We start from the raw sequence: 20,729 nt of genomic DNA on the forward strand, positions 1-20,729 counted from the left end.
GCTCGCCGCCGCGTCGGGCAGAATCACGAGGATGCTGCAAATGTATGGACCCGCGCTCGGCGCTCGCGGACTCTGCACATCAACCCCGAGCACCGCCCTGCCCGAGGATCGCTCACGAGACACGAGTCTGCGCATTGCTCCGCGAGCGCCGCCTCATTGCCATCAACACGACCACGCCATCACTCCTCGGAGGCCGCGGCGGACTCGCGGACGTCGATCGCGTGATGAGCGATGAGTCGGCGCAGCTGCGTGCGGTGCAGGCCGAGCAGGCGCGCTGCGCCCGAGACGTTCCCGTTGCACTCGCGCAGGGCCGCCAGCAGGATCGGGCGGGCCTCCGGGGCGCGCGGGTCGGCGGGCAGCGGCGACGGGCGGGGGCTCGCCGGCTCGGGGCTCGTCGGTGGGGCCGGCGCGAACGCCAGGCCGGCGCGCGGGCCGAGGTGGGCCGGCAGGACCTTCGTCGCGCCGGTGACTGCCGCCTCGTGGCCGGCGGCCCGGATCTCCGTGATCAGCTCGCGGATGTTGCCGGGCCACGGGCGCAGCAGGCAGGTCTCGACCAGCGACGCGTCGGCCCCCAGCTCGGGGCGCACGTGCTCCAGGGTCGCGGCGATCAGCCACGGCAGCTCTTCGAGGCGCTCGCGCAGCGGGGGGATGACGATCTCGGGCCGAGCGACGCGGAAGTACAGGTCCTCGCGCAGGCGACCGGCGGCGACCTGGGCCCGCAGATCCTTGTGCGTCGCCGAGCAGACGCGCAGCTCGACCGGGCGCGGGCGCGTGGCGCCGAGGGCCAGCACCTCCTTGCTCTCGAGCACGCGCAGCAGCTTGCCCTGGACCTGGAGATCGAGGTCGCCGATCTCGTCGAGGAAGAGGGTGCCGCCGTGGGCGGCCTGCACGTAGCCCTCGGCGTCGCCGGCGGCCCCGGAGTAGGCGCCTCGCCGGGCGCCGAACAGCAGGCGCTCGGCGATGCCCTCGGGGATCGCGGCGCAGTTGACGGCGATGAAGGGGCCGCGCGCGCTCGGGCCGAGCTCGTGGAACGACCGCGCGGCGGCCTCCTTGCCGACGCCGCTCTCGCCCGAGATGTGCACGGTGCCGCCGGCCTGGGCGGCGCGGCCGATCGCGGCGGCGATGGCCTGGGTGGACGGGCCCATCACGCGGCCGTCCGGCGTCTGCAGCACCTCGGCGCGGAGGAACGGCCGGACATCCGGGCTCACCAGGAACAGCGAGTCGCCGAGGCGCACGAGCCGGCGCGCGGGCACCCAGGTGCGCGGGCGCGCCTGCTCGCCGTCGACCTGGCTGCCGTTGCGGCTGCCGAGGTCCTGCACGCTGATGCGCTCGCCGTCGAGGCGCACCTCGGCGTGCTGGCGCGACATCCGGGCGTCGGTGAGGGTGACCCCGAGCGACTCGCCGCGCCCGATCACCAGGCCTTCGGAGGTCAGCGGCAGCGCGGCGAGCCGGGGCCGACGCTCGGAGAACACCAACACGAGCCCAGGGAGCGGCTCTCCCGGGGCGTCGCCCTGGCCCCGGACCTCGCTGCGGCCGATCGTCGCGCCGTGATGCACCCGCGGAGTATAAAATGCCGGCGCCGGCCGTGGACCGGGCCTGCATCGGCCGCTCGCGCGCGGCAGCCCTCATGGAGCGCCCATCGCGCGACGGCGGGAACGGCCGGCTCGTGGCCATATGGCTGTGTTACGGTGCGCCCCTGGCCGCGCCGATTTCTCTCGCCGCCCGCAATTTCGCCGCGGCCTCCGGTCACTCTTCTGGGTCCTGATGCCGCCTGCCGAACTCGCTGGCACGATGATCCTGCACCGCTTCGAGCTCGAGACGCTCGCGGGCAGCGGCGGCATGGCGATGGTGTACCGCGCCCGCGACCACGCGACCGGCCGGACGGTCGCGCTGAAGCTGCTGCACGGCAGCGGCCGCGACCCGCGGGAGATGCAGCGGTTCGAACGCGAGGGCCAGCTGCTGGCCGCGCTGCGTCACCCGGCGATCGTCGCTCACGTGGCGCACGGGCACACGCCGGCGGGGCAGCCGTTCCTGGCGATGGAGTGGCTGCAGGGCGAGGACCTGGCGCGCCGCCTCGCCGCCGCGCCGCTCGGCCTGGCCGAGAGCCTGACCCTGGCCCATCGGATCGCCGGGGCGCTGGCGACGGCGCACCGGGCCGGGGTCATCCACCGCGACATCAAGCCGTCGAACCTGTTCCTCCGCGACGGCGACGTCGAGCGCGTGACGCTGCTCGACTTCGGGGTCGCGCACCTGTCGCTGTCGCCGCCGATGACGCGCACCGGCATCGCCATCGGCACGCCCGGCTACATGGCGCCCGAGCAGGCCCGCGGCGAGCGCGAGCTCGGGCCCGGCGCCGACATCTTCTCGCTCGGCTGCGTCCTGTTCGAGTGCCTCACCGGCCAGCCGCCGTTCGTCGCCGACCACGTCGCCGCGCTGCTGGCCAAGATCCTGTTCGAGGACGCCCCGCTGCTGCGCACGCGCCGGCCCGAGCTGCCCGAGCCGCTCGAGGCGCTGCTGGCCCGCATGCTGGCCAAGGACCCGGCCCAGCGCCCGCGAGACGCCGCGCTGCTGGCGGTCGAGCTGGCCGAGCTGGCGGCCCTGCGGACCGTCGAGCCGAGGCCGGCCGAGCGCCCCACGGCCGCGCCGGCGCTGGCGGGCACGGAGCTGCAGTTCCTGAGCGTGATCCTGGCCGTCCCCGATCACGCGCCCGTCGACACCCAGGCGACCCTGACTGCCGAGCGCGCGCGCGTCGAGTACACCGAGCTGCGCGCCGAGCTGCTGCCGCAGGGCTTCAAGATCGAGTGCCTGGCCGACGGCTCGATCGTCGCCACCCTGGCCCAGACCGGCCACCGCACCGCGACCGATCAGGCGGTGCAGTCGGTCCGCTGCGCCCTGCTGATCAAGGAGCGCTGGCCGCACGCGATCATCGCCCTGGTGACCAGCCGCGGCACCCTGCGCGGCGCGCTGCCGGTCGGCGAGGCGCTGTCGCGCGCGGCCCGGCTCGTCGCCGCTCCGCTGGCGCCCGGCCCGGTCGCGCAGCTCGGCCTCCGCCTCGACGACGTGACCGCCGGCCTGGTCGAGTCGGCCTACGCGATCGACCGCGTGGCGACCGGCTGCTACCTCCTGCTCGGCGAGCGCAGCAGCCTCGACGAGACCCGGCCGCTGCTCGGCAAGCCGACCCCGTGCGTGGGCCGCGAGCAGGAGCTGGCGCTGCTCGACATGCTGCTGGCCGGGTGCATCGAGGACCGGGCCGCGCGGGCGATGCTGATCACGGCGCCGCCCGGGGTCGGCAAGTCGCGCCTGCGCCACGAATTCCTGCGCCGGACGCGGATCCAGCGCCCGGAGCTGACGGTGCTGGTCGGCCGCGGCGACCCGATCAGCGCCGGGGCGCCGTACGGCCTGCTGGCCCGGGCCCTGCGCCAGCACTGCGACGTGCGCGACGGCCTGTCCGACGCGGACAGCCAGGCCCGCCTGGAGCGCGGCCTCGGGCGCCGCCTGCCGCCCGACGAGGCGCCCCGGCTGGTCCGCTTCCTCGGCGAGCTGTGCGGGGTGCCCTTCGCCGACCCCGATGACCTGCCGCTGCGCGCCGCCAGGCAGGCGCCGGAGCTGATGAGCGAGCAGATCCAGCGCGCCTTCCTCGACTTCCTGCGCGCCGAGTGTGCGGCGCAGCCGGTGGTCCTGGTGCTCGAGGATCTGCACTGGAGCGACCGCCTGACCGTGCGCCTGTGCGACGTGGCCCTGCGCGAGCTCGACGACCGGCCGCTGCTCGTGCTGGCGCTGGCGCGACCGGAGGTGCGCGAGCTGTTCCCGCGGCTGTGGGACGGCCGCGAGCGCCAGCAGCTCGAGCTCGGCGGCCTGCGCCGCCGCGCCTGCGAGCAACTGATCCAGCGGGTGCTGGGCGCGGAGGTCAGCCAGACCCTGCTGACCCGCGTGGTCGAGCAGGCCGGCGGCAACGCGCTGTTCCTCGAGGAGCTCATCCGCGCCGTCGCCGAGGACAAGGGCGAGGCGCTGCCCGAGACGGTGCTGGCGATGCTGCAGGTCCGCTTCCTCCGCCTCGACGCCGGCGCGCGCCGGGCCCTGCACGCGGCCAGCGTGTTCGGCGAGACGTTCTGGCGCGGCGGCGTGGCGGCGCTCGTCGGCGAGGGCGCGGCCGCCGAGCTCGACCATCAGCTGGCGGCGCTGCTCGACGCCGAGCTGCTCGAGCGGCGCAGCGACACGCGCCTGGCCGGCGAGGTCGAGTACGCGTTCCGCCACGCGCTGGTGCGCGACGCGGCCTACGCCCTCCTGACCGCGGAGGACCAGGTGCTCGGCCACCGCCTCGCCGCCAGCTACCTCGAGCGCGCCGGGGAGCGCGACCCGATGGTGATCGCCGAGCACTTCACCCGCGGGCACGACTCGGCGCGCGCGGGCCTCTACTACGTGCGCGCGGTCGAGCTGGCGCGCTACGCCGGCGACCCCGCGACCGCGATCGCCCTGGCGGAACGCGGCCTGCGCTGCGAGCTGCCCGACCCCGAGCGCGTGGCCCTGGAGGCGCTGATCGTCGAGGAGCACGGCTGGCGCGGCGATTTCGAAGCAGGGGCGATCGAGCTGCTGGCCCGCTGCGTGCCAGGCAGCGTGGCCTGGACCGCGGCCCTGGCGGCCGGCTTCAGCGCGGCGCTGTTCGCCGGCGACCTCGCGCGGGCGCGACAGCTCGGCGACCAGCTGGTGAGCGTCCGCGTCGAGCCGGCGGCGCTGGCCAACCTGTCGTTCACGATGATGGCGATCACGGTGCTGTTCACCTTCGCCGGCGAGCACCCGCGCGTGGCGCCGATCGTCCGCCGGCAGGACGCGCTGCTCGACCCGCTGGCCGCGGACGAGCCGCTGGCCGACGCCTGGCGCTGGCTGTCGCACGCGATCTTCGACGCCCACGACGTCGCCGGCCCGGAGGCGGCCCTCGCCGCCGGTCGCCGCGGCGAGGCGGCGTTCGCCAGGATGCAGCACCGCCGCGGCGCCCTCGCCGGCCGGATCACCATCGGCCTCAACCTGACGCTGCTCGGTCAGTACGCGGCGGCAGAGGCGGCCCTGCGCAGCACCTTCGTGGTCGGCGTCGACTACGGGCCTTACGCGGTCTACCGCACCGCGGCGGTGATCGCCGCGCTCGTCGGCCAGGGCGCGCTCGCCGAGGCGGTGCGCGAGGCCGAGGCCTTCATCGCCGGCCGCGAGGGCGCCCACACTCTGGGGCCGATCGGGGTCGGCCTGCTGCGCCGCGAGCTCGCCGAGGCATTGGCGCGCCAGGGCGATCGGGTCCGCGCCGAGGCCGAGGCCCGCACCGCGTGCCACCTGCTGGCGCCGATGCCCGGCGACCGCCACCTCGCCGCCACCACCCTGGCCGCGATCCTCCTCGGCGCCGGGCAGGCCGCGGCGGCGCTCGAGCAGGTCGACGAGGTGCTGGCCGCCCGCGCCGCCCACGACCTGCGCCCGCCGCAGCAGCCGGCCACCCTGCTGATCCGCGCCGAGGCCCTGCACGCCCTCGGCCGCGACGACGAGGCCCGCGCCGCGCTCGCGGCGGCCCACGCCGACCTGTCCGCCCGCGCGGCCCGGATCGGCGCGCCCGAGCTGCGCGCGAGCTACCTGACGGCGATCCCCGAGCACGCGCGAATCGTCGCGCTCGCCGCCGCGTGGGCCAAAGGTCGGGCCGGCGGAAAATCTTCGCACAGGTCCTGAAGGACATGTCCGACAGGACCTGTCCTTCTCGCCATATAGACATGCCGCGCTCGTCGAGGGCTCGCCGTCGCACCGCGATGCAGGGGCCGCACGCGCTCCCGCGCCGAGCGCGTGCCCGCGTCGCCGCCGGCGAGGCCGGCGAGTCGACGTGAGCTGCCCGGCGCCAAGCCTCAGGGCGTCTGGCAGATGTAAGGCCGCGGCGCGTCGCAGGCCAGGTCGTTCCACAGCCCGCCGGCCCACGCCGGCACGTTGACGCAGTCCTCCTCGCCGCTGTTGTTGGGCTCGCCCTCGTTCCACGCCGTGAAGTCGAGCGGCGTGCCGTCGGTCCACACGAAGTCGTCCTCGGCGTCGACGTCGTTGAGGCCGATCCACCAGTCGTTGTTGGCGATCGAGAACGCCTCGGCGACGACCCAGTCCTGGATCTCCTGGCTCGGGATCGACAGCAGGTGGCCGCCCTGGACCACGCAATCGGCCTCGGCCTCGGCGAACGGCAACGCGACGAAGCAGAGCTGCGCGGTGCCGGGACCCGGGAGGTCCTTCTCCACGCAATGGGGGCACAGCGGATCGTCGTCCCAGATCCCGTTGCAATTGTCGTCGTCGAGGTCGCACATCTCCTGCGCGCCCGGGTGCACCGCGGGGTCGTTGTCGTCGCAATCGTCGATGCAGGCCGAGAAGCCGTCGCCGTCGAGGTCGACGTCGCTCGGCACGGTGCAGGCGAGCCCGGCCTGGACGGTCGCGGCGCGCTGCTCGAAGAACGCGACGTTGCCGGCGATCTCGGCGGTGTTGTCGCCGTTGCTGCACTCCTTGCGCGGGTCGGCGGCGACCGCCGGGGCGATGCTCGCGCCGAGCTCGGCGGCGGCGCCCGCGAGGTCGAGCGCCTCGACGCGCATGAGCACGTGGTCGAAGCTGTCAGCCAGCAGCTCGCGGCACGGCAGCGACGCCGCGCACATCTGCGCCAGCCGTCCGCCGCCGCCGAACGGATCGAGGTGGTCGCGCAAGATCTGGTCGATGCCCCACGGCATGAACGTCCACAGCGCCCCGTCCTCCTGCAGGCGGTGGACGTAATAGTTATTGCGGGTCCACGCGTAGCCGTCCCAGTGACCGAGGTAGATCTCGGTGGCCGCGAAGTCGAGGTAGCGCTCGAGGTCGAGGATCGCAGCGACGTCGCTGGTGAAGCTCGCCGGGTCGAGCATGGTGTCGAGCGCGGCGGCGAACTCGTAGAGGTCGGCGAAGGCGACGTCGTCGCCGTTGTCCTGGTCGAACGAGGGCACCAGCTCGTTGCGGATGTCGCTGCCGTAGGCGCCCTCGTAGATGCTGCCCTTGTCGCTGCCGTACCAGTGGTCGAGGTAGGGCTCGTTGTCGACCGACTCGACCGCCGTATAGAGGCCGTAGGGCTCGCCGTTGACGCGCACGACCACGTGACCGGCGCGCGGCGCGGGGATGCCGACGTCGCGGAACAGCGAGTAGCCGAGGATCTCCCGCTGCATGCTGCAGTCCTGGACCATGTTGTTGACGGCCAGCTTCTCGAGGCCCAAAAGCAGCTGGTCGTCGACGTAGCGGTCGAAGTTGAGGAGGAAGGCGGCCTTCTGATCGAGGGTGCGGTACGAGCCGTAGTTGCCCTTGAGGCGCACGCCGATCTCCGGCAGCTCGTAGGTCTGGCCGTCGATCACCGCGACCAGGTCGCCCTTGGTGTACTTCTTGCCGTCCTCGTTCAGGTCGGCGATGGCCTCGTCGGAGAGGGTGATGTCGAACTCGGCCATGGCGCCGAAGGCGAACAGCGGCTCGGCCTCGAGGTACGGGTCGGCCTCGCCGGTGGTGCCGCTGGTGGTCGTGTCGGGCTCCTGCGTGGTCGCGGTAGCCTCGGTGGTGGTGGAAGTCGCCTCGGTGGTCGAGGTGCCCTCGGTCGTCTCGGTGGTCTCGGTGGTCGGCGCGATCGTGGTCTCGGTGGTCGGCGCGTCGGTGGTGCCCGTGGTCGGCGTATCGGTGGTGCCGGTGGTCGGCGCGGTCGTCGTGCCGGGGATCGTCGAGGTCTCGCTGCCGTCGCTCGTGCCGGTGGACGTGGCGTCGGTCGTGGCGTCGGTGGTCTGGGCCGTCGGGGTGGCGCAGGCGGCGGCGAGGAGGAGCGGTACGGTGCGATAAGCGACGGTGCGGGCCATGACCCGCGACGGTACGCCGAACGCAGACGCCCGGGAGAGGTCGGCGTTTGCGGGCGCACGCACGAAGGCGCGCCGGAGCCCGGGCTCGCTACCGCTCGAGCTGGCCTTCGGGGCAGCTCTGGTGATTGTCCGCGCGGTCGCGCCTTCGCGGGCAAGCGCGGCGGGGACGACTCAGAGCTGCTCGATCTGCAGGCTGAGCTCGGCGGGCTCGCCGACCCGGCGGCCGAACTCGACGTAGTAGCGGCCCGGCGTGAGCTCGTGAGCTTCCGACGTGCCGGGTTCGATCGGCACTTCGACGCTGTCCCGGCACGAGCCGCACTTGGTGACGTAAATGAACGACCACTCCGTCGAGGCCGGCGCGGTCACGCGGTAGCTCCCGGCCTCGGCGATCTCGAAGGCGCGGCTCGTGTACATCCCGCCCAGCTTGTCGGGCCCGAGGACGTCGTCCTGCTCGCACGAGACTTCCGCGCCCAGGGTGAGGGTCGCGCCGTCCCACGGCTGCGGCGGCAGGGCGCAGTCGAGGAGCGCGATCTGGTTGCTCCGGCTGCTGCAATTCGGGTAGTCGGCGAAGTCGGCCATCGCCGCCTCGATCGGCTCGCCGAACACCTCGGCGAAGATCGGCGCGAACTCGTCATATTCGGCGTCGCGCCAGGTCGAGCGCATGAACTCGACGAACAGCTCGAGGCCGTGGCGCTCGAGCAGGAAGCGGACGAACCGCCCCGCAGTGTGATAGTCCATCACGTCGTCGACGTCGCCGTGCAGGACCTGCGCGAGCGGGGTCCCCGCGAGGATGGACGCGGAGTTGTCCTGAAACACCTCGGCGAACCCCTCGTTGAACGCGGTCGGGCCGGAGAGGCCGCCGAGGTTGGCGACCACGTGGGTGATCTCGTGGAAGTTGTAGCTGCTCTCGGCCATGAAGGCGTAGGGCTCGTCGTCCCACGCGCAGCCGCGAGCTCGCCGGCCGCAGTACCGGCGGATCTGGCGAAGCTTGAGGCGGGTGAAGCGGATGACGTCGGGCAATTCGAAGCCCATGAGCCGCGCCAGCTCCACCGCGTGACGCTCCTGCAGGACGAACGAACCGCGACACACCGGTGCGTCGGTGGTCGTGCCGTAGTGCAGGTATTCGCCCTCCCAGATCGGCTCGGGGAGGGCGGGCTGACACGCGACGAGGACGCCGACGAGGAGCGAGGGTCGAGGCACGCGCGGTCGCATGGGCGCATTCGAGGTTACACGGATCAGGCCGTCCGTGCGCGGCGCACGACGCAAGGCGTGGTCTGCGGCCGCCCATGCGCGCCGTCGTCCGGGGCCCCCCGACCGGATCGTGGCCTCCGGTTTCGTGAAGTCCTCGCCGGCCGCGAGCAGGCCGAGCTCTCGGTGGCCGCGGTCACGTCATTGATAATTCACGCCCCGAAGTGACAGCGCGCGGTGGTGGCATTTCCGGAGACTACGAACATTCGCCAACATCGCCGCTCGCTCCTGCGGCGCAAGCAACCTCGGGCATGGACCGCAGGGCGGGCGCCGCGTCGGCCGGGACGTGAACCGCGGTCACGCCGTCTCTCCCGGCGAGACCGTCCGTGGCGGGCCTGCCGGAGCCGGCGCGCCCGACGACCGCGAGCGCCGTCGCAGCGCATGGTTCATCCTCCCGGCCCCACCGGAGCCATCGGCCATGAGTGGTTCGCCGTACACGATCGTCGAGACGCTGCACGAAGTTCACGGCACGCTGCGCTATCGCGGCGTCAGGACTCATGATCATTGCCCGGTCGTGCTCGAGGTCGCCGACCCGCGCCACGATCACGGCGAGGCGGCGGCGCGGCTGAGGCAGGAGTACGAGACGACGCAGGCGCTCCACAGCCCCGCGATCGTCCGGCCGCTGGCCCTCGACACCTTCGAGGGCATGCCCGCGCTCGTGCTCGCCGACGGCGGCGGCGAGCCGCTCGAGCACCTGCTCGGCGGCCCCATGCCGGCGGACGAGTTCCTGCCGCTGGCGGTCAAGCTCGCCGCGGCGGTCGCCGAGGTCCACGAGGCCGGCATCATCCACAAGAACCTCACCCCGCAGAACATCTTCGTCGGGCCCACGCCCGACGAGGTGGTGCTGCTCGGCTTCGGCTTCGCCTCACGCCTGCCGCGCGAGCCCGTGACCGCGCCCCACTGGCTCGCGGGCTCGCTGCCCTACATGGCCCCCGAGCAGACCGGGCGGATGAACCGCGCCGTCGACCGCCGCTCCGACCTCTATTCGCTGGGCGTCGTGTTCTATCAGCTGCTCACCGGCCAGCTGCCGTTTCGCGCCGGCGATCTGCTGGAATGGGTGCACTGTCACGTGGCCCGCAGCCCGCGAGCGCCCGTCGAGCTCGTCCCGGCCGTGCCCGCGGCAGTGTCCGCGGTCGTACTCAAGCTCCTGGCCAAGATGGCGGAGGACCGCTATCAGACCGCGCGCGGGCTGCAGCACGACCTCGAGCGGTGCTGGGCGGCGTGGCGGGCCGAGGGACGCATCGAGCCGTTCGTGCTCGGCGCGCACGACCTGCCCGACCGGCTGGAGATCCCGCAGCGGCTGCACGGCCGCGCCGCCGAGCTCGACGCGCTGCGCGCTGCATTCACCCGGGTGATGGAGCGAGGCACGCCGGCGCTGCTGCTGGTGTCCGGCGGCACAGGCGTCGGCAAGTCGGCGCTCGTGCAGGAGCTGCAGCGGCCGGCGGTGCACGAGCGCGGCTGCTTCGTCGCCGGCAAGTGCGAGCAATACCGGCGCGATGTCCCGTACGCCGGCTTCGCCCAGGCCTGTACTGCGCTGGTCGAGCAGCTGCTGACGCAGGGCGAGGAGCACCTGGCGATCTGGCGCGAGCGGCTGCGCCAGGCGCTCGGCCCCAGCGCTCGCCTGGTGTTCGACGTCGTGCCCCGCCTGGAGCTCGTGGTCGGCCCGCAACCGCCGCCGCCGCCGCTGCCGCCGGCCCAGGCGCTGCACCGCTTCCACCTCGCGTTCCGCCGCTTCGTCGCGGTGTTCGCCCGCCGCGAGCACCCGCTCGCGCTGTTCCTCGACGACCTGCAATGGCTCGACGCCGCCGGCCTCGCGCTGCTCGCGGACCTCGTCACGCACGCGCAGACCGGCTGCCTCTTGCTGCTCGGCGCCTACCGCGACAATGAGGTGACCACAGCGCACCCGCTGATGCGCACGCTCGCCGACATTCGCAGCACCGGCGCAGTCGTGCACGACATTCACCTCGGGCCGCTCGCGGTCGACGACCTCACCGCGGTCACCGCGGACGCGCTGCACTGCAGCCGCGACCACGCCGCGCCGCTCGCCGCGCTCGTGCACGCCCGCACCGGCGGCGTCCCCTTCTTCGCCGTCCAGCTGCTCGCCGAGCTCGCCGACGACGGCCTGCTGCGCTTCGATCGCGCGGGCCAGACCTGGGGCTGGGACGCGGCGCAGATCGGCGCGAGGGGATTTACGAATGACGTGGTCGACCTCATGGTCGGCAAGCTGCGCCGGCTGTCCGGGCCCACGCTCGCGGCGGTGAAGCTGGCGGCCTGCATCGGCGACCGGATCGATCGCGAGGTCCTGGCGCTGGCGCTGGGGCGCCCTCCGCCCGAGGTCCACGCCGCGCTGTGGGACGCCGTGCGCGCCGGCCTCCTGCTGCACGACGACGGCGCTTATGCGTTCGTCCATGATCGCGTGCGCGAGGCCGCGTATTCGCTGATCCCGGCCCAGGATCGGCCCGCGACGCACCTGCGCATCGGTCGATCGTTGCAGGCGCACACGCCCGCCGAGGCGCTGCCCGGGCGCCTGTTCGCCATGGTCGATCAGCTCGATCGCGGGCTCGCGCTGGTCACCGATTCACGCGAGCGAGACGCCCTCTGCGCGCTGAACGTCGCCGCCGGCCTGAAGGCCAAGGCCGCGTCCGCCCACGCAGCGGCGCTGCGCTACCTGAGCGAGGCGACGTCCCTGCTGCCTGCGGACGCGTGGGACCGGCGCCACGCCGACACCTTCACGCTGCACCTCGAGCGCGCCGAATGCGAGCACCTGGTCGGCGACCTCGCCGCGTCCGAGCAGCGCATCGAGCTGCTGCTCGCGCGCGCCCGGACGAACCTCGACCGCGCCCGCGCGTATCGCCTGCGCATGCGCATGCACCAGCTCTCGGGCCGCTACGCCGACGCGGTGACGGCCCTGCTCGCGGCGCTGCGCCTGTTCGACGTGGATGTCCCGGCGACCGAGGCCGAGCTGCGCACGGCGACGGAGGCCGAGCTCCGCGAGGTCGCCGGCAACCTGCGCGGTCGCGCGATCGCCGACCTCGTCGATGCGCCGCCGGTCCGCGATCCCGACATGGCCATGGTGCTCGGCCTGCTCGGCGACGGGCTGTCGGCGGCGTTCATCGCCCGCCCGGAGCTCTACCCGCTCCTCACCGCAAAGGCCGTGAACCTCTCGCTGCGCCACGGCAACGCCGCCGAGTCCTGCATCGCCTACAGCTACTTCGCGTCCCTGCGCGCCGCCGACTTCGGCGACGTCGGGTCGGCGTTCGAATTCTCGGAGATGTCGCTGCGGCTGAACGCGAAGCTCGACGACCGCAAGGTCCGTGGGCGGCTGTTGTTCATCCACGTGAACTTCATCGCCCACAGGCGCAAGCATTTCGCCACGTCGATCCCGATGCTGGAGCAGGCCTGTGCAGATTGCCTCGAGTGCGGCGACCTCCTCTATGCCGGGTTCGCCGCCTATTCGCGCCTCATGACCACCTTTCAAACAGGCGTGCCGCTCGCCGAGGTGCTGCGCCTCTCGCAGACATATGCGGTCTTCGCCGAGGAGCTCCGCCACGAGGGGATCCAGCGATTGATCCACCTCGTGCAACGGGTCGTGCTGCGCCTCCGCGGCCCGGCCCCGTCCCCTGCGAGTCGCGAGGACGACGACTTCGACGCGCGCGCGCTGGCGACGTTCGACCGCATGGGCTTCGGCCCCGGCGCCGCGTACGTTCACATCACCGAAATGATCGGCGCCTTCATGTTCGGCCGGCACGCCGAGGCGATCGCAGCCAGCGAGCGCGCGGCCCCGACGCTGCGCACTGTGACTGCGACCCCTCTCATCCCGGAGTTCCACTTCTTCCGCGCGTTGACGCTGGCCACCGCAGACCCCGAGGTCTCCAGCGCCTCCGCCCGCGACCGCATCACTGCGGTCGCGGACGACCTGCGGACGCTGCAGCATTTCGCCGACAGCTGCCCCGAGAATTACTCGAGCCCCCACGCCCTCGTCGCCGCCGAGCTCGCGCGGCTGGAGGGCCGCGACTTCGACGCGGTGCGCCTGTACGAGCAGGCGATCCGCGCCGCCGGCGACAATTGCTTCGTCCAGTACGAGGCCCTCGCCCACGAGCTCGCCGCGCAGTTCTACCGCGCCCGGGACCTCGAGCGGCTCGCCGCGGAGCACCTGCGCGCCGCCCGGGCCGCGTATGTCCGCTGGGGCGCCGACGCCAAGGTCCGCCAGCTCGACGAGCGCTATTCATTTTTAAAAACCCTCAGGCGGGCCGAGCCGCTGTCACCGGCCAGCGCGGTCACCGTCGGCGCCGAGCAGCTCGACCTGCTGGCCGTGGTCAAGGCCTCGCAGACGATCTCGCGCGAGCTCGTCGTCGAGCAGCTCGTGCGCACCTTGCTCGCGGTGGTGTTGGAGCAGAGCGGAGCGCAGGCGGCGTATCTGCTGTTCGCGCGCGGCGACGCCCTCTCGCTCGCGGCCAGGGCCACGGTCGACGAGCACGGCGTCGACGCCACGCTGTTGCCCGCGCAGCCGCTGGGGCCCGCGTCGACGCAGGTCCCGGCCGCGATCGTCCGCTACGCCCTCCGCACCCGCGAGCCCGTCCGCCTCGACGACGCCGCAGCTTCCCCTGTTTTCGCCGCCGATCCGTACGTCGCCGCTCGCAAGCCGCGCTCGGTGCTGTGCTTGCCGCTCGTGCGCCAGCACCAGGTCGTCGCGCTCCTCTACCTCGAGAACGACCTCGCCACCGGCGTCTTCACCCCCGAACGGCTCGGCGCGCTCGAGCTGCTGGCCGCCCAGGCCGCCATCTCCCTCGACAACGCCCGCTTGCTGCAGCGCGAGCGAGCCACGCGCGCCGCCACCGAGGCGGCCGAGCGGCGGGCCGCCTTCTTGGCCGAGGCCGGCGCCTTGTTGTCGGAGTCCCTCGATTGGGAGCAGACGATGACGCGGATCGGCCGCCTCAGCGTGCGCATGCTCGCCGACTGGTGCGTCATCGACGTCATCTCCGAGACCGGCGAGATCCGCCGGATCGCCGGGGCCCACGCCGACGCCGCCAAAGAGCCCGCCCTGCTCGAGCTGCAGGCCCGCTATCCGCCGCGCATCGATTCGGTCCACCCCGCGGCCTACGTGCTGCGCACGGGCAGGCCGCTCCTGCTGTCGGAGCTGTCCGACGCGCTGATCCGCAGCTTGACCATCGACGCCCGCCACGCCCGGCTGCTGGCCGTCCTCGGCACCCGCACGGCGGTCTCGGTGCCGCTGGCGGCGCGCGGCCAGACCCTCGGCGTGCTCACTCTCGGCTCGGCGGCGGTCGGCCGCCGCTACGGCGCCACCGACCTCGCGCTCGCCGAGGAGCTGGCGCGCCGCGCCGCGCTCTCGCTCGACAACGCCCGGCTCTACCGCGAAGCCCAGGCCGCGATCCGCCTGCGCGAGGAGTTCGTGATGGTCGCCTCGCACGAGCTCAACACCCCGGTCGCGGCGATGGAGCTGGCGATCCAGAAACTCCTGCGCGACAAGCGAGTGACCGCCTGGCCCGAGGACGTGCGGCGCATGCTCGGCGTCGTCGAGCGGCAGGGCTGGCAGCTCACCCACCTCGTGGCGCAGATGCTCGACGTGGCCCGGATCCACGCCGGCCAGATGCTCCTCGTGCTCGCCGACGTCGACCTCGCCGCCGTCGTGCGCGCCGTCGCCGAGCGCCTCGCCGAGCGCTTCGAGCGGGCCCGCTGTCCGCTGTCATTGCAGGCGGTGACCTCGGTCGTGGGCCGCTGGGACCGCGGCCGGCTCGAGCAAGCATTGACCTGCCTGCTCGACAACGCCTTGAAGTTCGGCGCCGGCAAGCCGATCGAGGTCGAGGTCGCCCGCCGGGGCGCGAACGGTCGCCTGGTCGTGCGCGACCACGGCATCGGCCTTGCCCCCGATCAGCTGCCGCGGATCTTCCGTCGCTTCGAACACGCCGCCTCGCCCCTCCAGTACGGCGGCCTCGGCCTCGGCCTGTTCATCGTCCGCGAGATCGTATCGGCGCTCGGCGGTCAGGTCGACGTCGAGAGCGCAGTCGGGGTCGGCTCCACCTTCGCCGTCGAACTGCCGCGCGCCGGCCCTCGCCAGCCGCGCCCGTGAAGCGACCGCCGGCCGCTCACGCCCGACGTTCGGCGAGGAACCGCTCGACCGCGCCGCGGGCCGCCTCGCCCTCGCGGCGGCCCATGTCGAACGCCTGACGGACCCGCGTCGGGTTCGTGTAATCCCACTTGTGGATCGGCACCGGCTCCGAGGGCGCGAGGTAGCGGACGTTGCCGGTCGCGGCCTGCGGCGGGTGCGGGCGATTGAGCAGCACCAGCACCGCGCCGGCCCGCGCCTGGGCGCCGAGGGCTCGCACGGGGGCCGCGTCGACCAGGCAGCCGTCGAAGTACATGCGACCCGGGGCGCGCAAGATCGGCGTCACCGGCGGGCTCGCCGACGAGCGCAGCACTCGCTCGGCCAGCTCCTCGACGCTGCTCGCGTCCTGCGCCGTGTCGACCTCGGCCGCGACGCCGCGGTGGGGCACCTCGGGGCCGTGCAGCAGGCCGCGGCGGCGCCGAGCCGCGTAGGCCCACCAGGCGCTCGCCACCGTCGGCGCCACGAGCCACCCCGGCTTGACGCAGGCCTGGAGGATCCGGACGCGCGGCCCCTCGGCCAGGCGCTGCAGGCTCGCGTCGCCGAGCATCTCGTGCATCGTCGCCCGGTACATCGCCTCCTGCGGAAACACCGGGCGACCTTGGAGGACCCGCTCGGGGTACACGTTGCGCGGGTTGACTGCAGTGCGGGCGCAGAACGCCGCGACGAGCGCCTCCTCGAGGCCCAGAGCCGCCCCCAGCGCCATCGCGGCCCCGGCGGACACGCCCGCGACCTCGACCGTCCTGGCGAGCCCGGCGAGCCCGGTGTAGGCCCCGAGCGCCCAGAAGGTCCGGCAGCCGCCGCCGGCGAAGACGACCGACATCTCGCTCATGGGGCGCAGGTAACATCGGCGACGGATCGGGGTCAAGAGCGCCCGCGTCGACGGCGCGCCCGCTCGCTCCACGCTCAGCCCGCCTCGCACGCTGCGCTCGCCGAGCGCTCGCCGAGCGTCCGCGCTCCGTGCATGATCGGCGTTCGGTGCATTCGCCGAACGCGGCCCGCTCCTCATTACATTACAGACTCGCAGATTCGACGATCACCAGCCGACGCTCCCGCGCGTGACTTCGCGAGATTCGCAATCGCCGCGCCTCCAATGTCATGAGTCCGGGCCTCACCCGCGCGAGAGAGCGACCCCTCGTTCGTCGCGCTCCAAGCAGCGTCGAGACATCTTTCGCGCGCTCATCGGCGCGGAGCCGAAGCCTGGTTCACTCGACTTCGGCCCCGCCGAGCTCCTGCCCGCAGCGGGCCGCCCAATCTTCGAGGCGCGTCAGCGTGCTCACGAGCACCTCGCGCGAGCGGGCCAGGCGATCCATCGCCGCTTGCAGCGCGTCGCGGGCCCGCTGCAGTCGGCTGCGCACCGTGGCGGCCGGCACCCCGAGCACCTCGGCGATCCGATCGGTCTTGAGCTCCTCCCAGTAGTGCAGCTCGAGCACCACCTGGTAGTTGACCGGGATCGATCGCAGCGCCTCGAGCAGCAGCCGCTGCTCCTGCGTGCGGGCGATGACGGACACCGCGCCCGGCTCGAGCTGCTCGACGGACACCTCGTCGAGGTCGACCGCGGGCGTGTCGCGCGAGCGCCGGCCGAAGTGGCGGCACAGCGTGTGATAGGCGATGCGCAGGAGATACGCGCGGAACCGGCTGGCGTCGGCCACGCGCTCGCGGCTGGCCACGCTGGCGACGAACGTCTCCTGCATGAGGTCGGCGATGTGCTGCGGGCCGACCTTGTTGCGGAAGTACCGCTTCAGCAGCCGATAGTGGCGGGCGAACAGCTGCTCGCCCGCCGCGGCGTCGCCCCCGCGCCACGCCTCGAGCAGGTCGGCGTCGGACGGCCCCTCGGGGGCTTGCGGCGGGGGAGACGGGGTCATGGGCGCGACGGAGCTGCAATGATAGGCGAGCCCCGCCGCCGTGTCACGGCGCGCTCGGCGGGCACGACGTCAGCGGCTTGAACTTGGGCGACTTCGTCGGGGTATCGAGCGGCGGCCCCATCGTGTCGATCCGCGGCGGCTCGGTGTACGTGACCGTGACCGTGTAGACCGTGTTGAGGCCGGCGGTGGTGAACACGATCTGATTCGTGCCGCAGACGGGCCCGGACGGATTGACCGACACGCCGGTGACGCTGCCCGTCGAGATCGGCGCGCCGCTCGCGTCGCGCAGGACCGGCGGGTCGAACACGACCGTGAGCGACGACGCGGTCGAGTTGACGACCACGATGTAGGCGGAGTCGCCCTCTTCGAGGCTCGTGACCTCGAGGTGGGTGGGATGGGCGGTGAGGCATTGCGGCATGGGACGAGTTCTCGTGGCTTTTGCTGAGGGGGGTTGGGTGGGGTGGATTTGAGCTTCGCGGAAGTCGAGTCGAGCGCGCCTCAGCCGGCGGCGAGTCGGCGCTCGCTCGCGCTGGCGCCGAGGCTGTCGAGCAGGACCGCGAGCATCGCCTCGCCGCCCGTGACTGCGCGGGCGTGGGCCTGCGCGCGCCCCAGCAGCGCCGCGCCCTGCGGGCCTCCGGGCTCGCGCCGCGCGGCCACGAGGCCCGAGAGCAGCGCGAAGGTGACGCGGTCGAGCTCGCCTGCGGGCGCCTCGGCGAACTCGGCCAGTCGCGCGGCCGCCCGCGCGGGCTCGCCCGCGACCAGCGCCGCGGCCGCCAGCCCCAGGCGCGCGTCGGCGCTCGCCTCGCTGCCCGCTCCCGCCCCGGCCTCGATTGCCGCGCGCCCCGCCTCGAGCTCCGCGCGCGCCTCGGCCACCTCGCCCGCGGCCAGCAGCGCCCAGCCGAGGCCCACGCGGAACGAGGCCGTGTAGGCGTCGTCGGCGCCGTGGGCCGCGGCGTAGCCGGCCACCGCGCGGCGAAACCCGGCCACCGCCGGCCCCGGGCGGCCGAGGAAGTAGTGGCCGGTGCCCAGCAGCGCCGCCACCTCCGCGTGCTCGATGCGCGCCGGCCCGAGGACCTCGCGGAACACCGCCTCGGCGTCCTCGGCCAGCGCCACCGCCCGCTCGAACCGACCCGCGTCGAGCTCGAGCTGCGCCAGGACGAACGCGGCCCGCCCGGCGTCCAGAGTCCGCGCCTCGTCGGTGTCCTGCCAGATCGCCACCGCCCGGCGCAGCAGCTCGCCGGCCAGCGCCTCGTGGTCCGCCCCGGCGCCGGCGGCCCCGCGGAGCGCCTGGGCCAGGTTGTAGGCCGCCCGCGCGACCTCGGGGTGGCGCGGCCCGAACACCCGCTCGCGCTGCCCCAGGGCCCGCTCGAAGGCCTCGCGCGCCGCCGCGGTCTCGCCGCGCCCCAGCAGCGCCGAGCCGAGGTTCGACGCCGCGTGCGAGGCGTGCAGCAGGTCGCCCTGGCCCGTCAGCGCCGCCTCGGCGGCCCGCAGCTGCGTCACTGCCAGGTCGAACTCCCGGGCCAGCAGCGACAGGCCGCCGCGGGTGGCCTCCAGGCGCGCCGCGGTGCTCGCGTCGAGCCCTACGCGGGCGCTGGCCGCGTCGGCGCGGCGCAGCCACTGCCGACCCGCCGCCAGGTCGGGCGCCTCGGTGGCCGCGACCATGGCCATGTGGCGCCAACTGCTGGCGACCACGCGATCGTGGTGCGCCGCCTCGGCCGTGTCGGCGGCCTGCTCGAGCCGCTCCTGGCCGTCCTGGCTGCGCCCCCGCGCCACCGCGACCCGCCCCAGCGCCAGCTGGACCTCGGCGGTCAGCGGGGCGTGGCCGAGCGCCTCGGCCCGGGCCGCCAGCGGGAGCGCGCCCGCCCAGGCCGCTTCGACCCGCCCGGTGTGCAGCTCCGCCTCGGCCCGCGCCAGCAGCTCCCGCACCTGCTGCACCTCGGCTGCCAGGGCCGCCGGCGGCGCGGGCGGGCCGCCTTGGCGGGCCTCGGCCTCGCACGCCTGCGGGTCCTCGAGCTGCAGCACCGCCCGGGGCGCCGCGCGCAGCACCGCCGCCTCGCCGCCCTGCAGCGCGGCGACCAGGGCCTGGGCCGCGCCACGGTGCCGCTCGAGGCAGCGGCCGAGGCGGTCGAGCACCACCGGGTCCCCGCCCGCCCGGGCCCGGCACAGCGCCCCACGGGCCGCCAGCCAGCGCCCGCGCCAGCGGTCGAGGCCGGCCAGCACCGGGGCGGCGCTGTCGGCCAGCCAGGCCATGCCCTCGGCCGCCCCCGCGCCCGCGAAGCGCTGCCCGAGCTGCGCGCGCGCCTCGGCCCCCCAGGTGTCGTCGAGCTCGCGCTCCAGCGCGGCGCAGTCGTCGACCACCGGCGCCGTCCCCCACCACGCGACCGAGGCCCCGCTGAGCAGCCCGACTCCGAGCGCCGCGAGGCCCGAGAGCGCCACCCGCCGCCGCCGCCGCCGCCCGGCCAGCCCCGCCTCGATCGCGGCCAGCAGCGCGTCGACGTCGTCCCAGCGCCGCCCCGGCTCGAACTGCAGGCCGCGGCGGAGGATCGGCCACAGCCAGGCCGCGACGGCCCCGCGCGGCGGCTCCGCGGGCACCCAGTCGACGCGGCCGTGCAGCACGTCCGCGAGGGTCCGCCGCGCGAACGGCCGGTTGCCCCACAGCCCCTCGTACAGCGACACGCACAGCGCGAACTGGTCGGCGCGCGCGTCGGCGTGGCCGCGGAACTGCTCGGGCGGCATGTAGGCCGGCGTGCCCGCGATCTCGCTGGTGCGATCGAGGGTCGGCCCCAGGCCGGGCCACGCCGTGCCCGTGCCCGCGTGCGACTCGCCCGGCGCCGTGTCGCCGCGCTCGAGCGCCGCGAGCCCGAAGTCGACCACCGCCACCCGCCCGTCGGCCGCCCGCAGGACGTTGTCGGGCTTGAAGTCGCGGTGGATCACCCCGGCCCGATGCGCCGCAGCCAGCCCGCGCCCGGCGTCGACGTACGCGGCCAGCACCTGCTCCCAGCGCGGGCCCGGCCGGCCGCCCAGCCACTCGCGCAGGCTCCCGCCCTCGATGCGCTCCATCGCCAGGTACGTGCGGCCGTCGTGCTCGCCGACCTCGTACACGTGGACGACGTTGGGGTGGGCCAGCCGCGCGAGCGCCCGGGCCTCGCCGCGCAGCCGCGCAGTCGAGCGAGGATCGGCGAGGTGCGGGTGGACCAGCTTGATGGCGATCGGCCGGTCGAGCTCGTCGTCGACCGCGAGGTGGACCTCGCCCATGGCCCCGGCGCCGAGGCGATGCAGCAGGCGATAGCGGCCGATCCGAGCCGCCTCGCCGCGGGCGAACAGCCGCGACCGCAGCTCGGCGAACAGCCGCTCGTCGTCCACGCCGCTGAACGCGAGCTCCTCCGTCGCTGCGTCGGGCGGCGGACCCCCGAGCCCGAACGGCGTGGAGGCGCCGTCACTCGACGACGAACTTCCACGATCGTATCGCGCGCTCTGCCGCCTCACGTCGCTCCTGCCCCACGGAAAGTCCTCCTACTCCTAGTCCGCGGCCCGAGCGACCGTCAAGCCGCGTCGAAGCATTCGGATCCGCCGCCCTCGCACGCGCGGGCGCCCACGAGCGCCCGCCCACGCCGCCCACGGCGATGCAGACTTGCG

9 protein-coding genes are annotated in these 20,729 nt (G+C 74.1%); 2 read left to right on the forward strand and 7 right to left on the reverse strand.

What is annotated here, in order from left to right; genetic code table 11:
- Nucleotides 1-179: 179 nt before the first annotated feature.
- Nucleotides 180-1,556, reverse strand: coding sequence for a sigma 54-interacting transcriptional regulator (locus OV090_RS07565; protein WP_267702832.1), 1,377 nt, complete (start codon nucleotides 1,554-1,556; stop codon nucleotides 180-182).
- Nucleotides 1,557-1,791: 235 nt separating this feature from the next.
- On the opposite strand from OV090_RS07565, the gene OV090_RS07570 reads away from it, so the two are divergent.
- Entirely contained in the window at nucleotides 1,792-5,703 is a 3,912-nt protein-coding gene (locus tag OV090_RS07570; RefSeq protein WP_267702833.1) for a serine/threonine-protein kinase, read from the forward strand.
- Nucleotides 5,704-5,873: 170 nt separating this feature from the next.
- On the opposite strand, the gene OV090_RS07575 is transcribed toward OV090_RS07570, so the two are convergent.
- Together OV090_RS07575 and OV090_RS07580 are read right to left on the reverse strand one after the other, a co-directional pair.
- Nucleotides 5,874-7,859, reverse strand: a complete 1,986-nt coding sequence (locus OV090_RS07575) for a CotH kinase family protein (protein ID WP_267702834.1) — start codon at nucleotides 7,857-7,859, stop codon at nucleotides 5,874-5,876.
- A 171-nt stretch (nucleotides 7,860-8,030) separates the two neighbouring features.
- Nucleotides 8,031-9,059 carry a hypothetical protein gene (locus OV090_RS07580; protein ID WP_267702835.1) on the reverse strand — a complete coding sequence of 343 codons (1,029 nt, stop codon included), beginning with the start codon at nucleotides 9,057-9,059 and terminating at the stop codon, nucleotides 8,031-8,033.
- 466 nt (nucleotides 9,060-9,525) lie between these two features.
- Here OV090_RS07580 and OV090_RS07585 point away from each other — a divergent pair, with 466 nt between their 5' ends.
- Nucleotides 9,526-15,195, forward strand: coding sequence for an AAA family ATPase (locus OV090_RS07585; RefSeq protein WP_267702836.1), 5,670 nt, complete (start codon nucleotides 9,526-9,528; stop codon nucleotides 15,193-15,195).
- Between the two features lie 16 nt (nucleotides 15,196-15,211).
- Here the strand turns inward: OV090_RS07585 and OV090_RS07590 are convergent, their stop codons facing one another.
- The 4 genes from OV090_RS07590 to OV090_RS07605 all read right to left on the reverse strand — a co-directional run bounded on the left by OV090_RS07590 (nucleotide 15,212) and on the right by OV090_RS07605 (nucleotide 20,579).
- Nucleotides 15,212-16,060 (reverse strand): patatin-like phospholipase family protein, encoded by an 849-nt coding sequence (locus OV090_RS07590; protein ID WP_267702837.1) that lies wholly within the window; start codon nucleotides 16,058-16,060, stop codon nucleotides 15,212-15,214.
- A 373-nt stretch (nucleotides 16,061-16,433) separates the two neighbouring features.
- Entirely contained in the window at nucleotides 16,434-17,093 is a 660-nt protein-coding gene (locus tag OV090_RS07595) for an RNA polymerase sigma factor (protein WP_267702838.1), read from the reverse strand.
- Between the two features lie 43 nt (nucleotides 17,094-17,136).
- Nucleotides 17,137-17,511: a hypothetical protein gene (locus OV090_RS07600; protein ID WP_267702839.1), complete on the reverse strand. Its 375-nt coding sequence runs from the start codon at nucleotides 17,509-17,511 to the stop codon at nucleotides 17,137-17,139.
- 80 nt (nucleotides 17,512-17,591) lie between these two features.
- A complete protein-coding gene (locus tag OV090_RS07605; protein WP_267702840.1) occupies nucleotides 17,592-20,579 on the reverse strand; it encodes a serine/threonine-protein kinase in 2,988 nt (995 codons plus the stop codon).
- Between the last annotated feature and the right edge of the window lie 150 nt (nucleotides 20,580-20,729).

The organism is Nannocystis sp. RBIL2 (assembly GCF_026626745.1).
Taxonomy (GTDB): Bacteria; Myxococcota_A; Polyangia; order Nannocystales; family Nannocystaceae; genus Nannocystis.

What these genes read in the sequence shown, in the direction of transcription:
- OV090_RS07590 (WP_267702837.1), bottom strand. Translation starts at nt 16,060, where the DNA reads ATGAGCGAGATGTCGGTCGTCTTCGCCGGCGGCGGCTGCCGGACCTTC.
- OV090_RS07585 (WP_267702836.1), top strand. Translation starts at nt 9,526, where the DNA reads ATGAGTGGTTCGCCGTACACGATCGTCGAGACGCTGCACGAAGTTCAC.
- OV090_RS07570 (WP_267702833.1), top strand. Translation starts at nt 1,792, where the DNA reads ATGATCCTGCACCGCTTCGAGCTCGAGACGCTCGCGGGCAGCGGCGGC.
- OV090_RS07600 (WP_267702839.1), bottom strand. Translation starts at nt 17,511, where the DNA reads ATGCCGCAATGCCTCACCGCCCATCCCACCCACCTCGAGGTCACGAGC.
- OV090_RS07575 (WP_267702834.1), bottom strand. Translation starts at nt 7,859, where the DNA reads ATGGCCCGCACCGTCGCTTATCGCACCGTACCGCTCCTCCTCGCCGCC.
- OV090_RS07595 (WP_267702838.1), bottom strand. Translation starts at nt 17,093, where the DNA reads ATGACCCCGTCTCCCCCGCCGCAAGCCCCCGAGGGGCCGTCCGACGCC.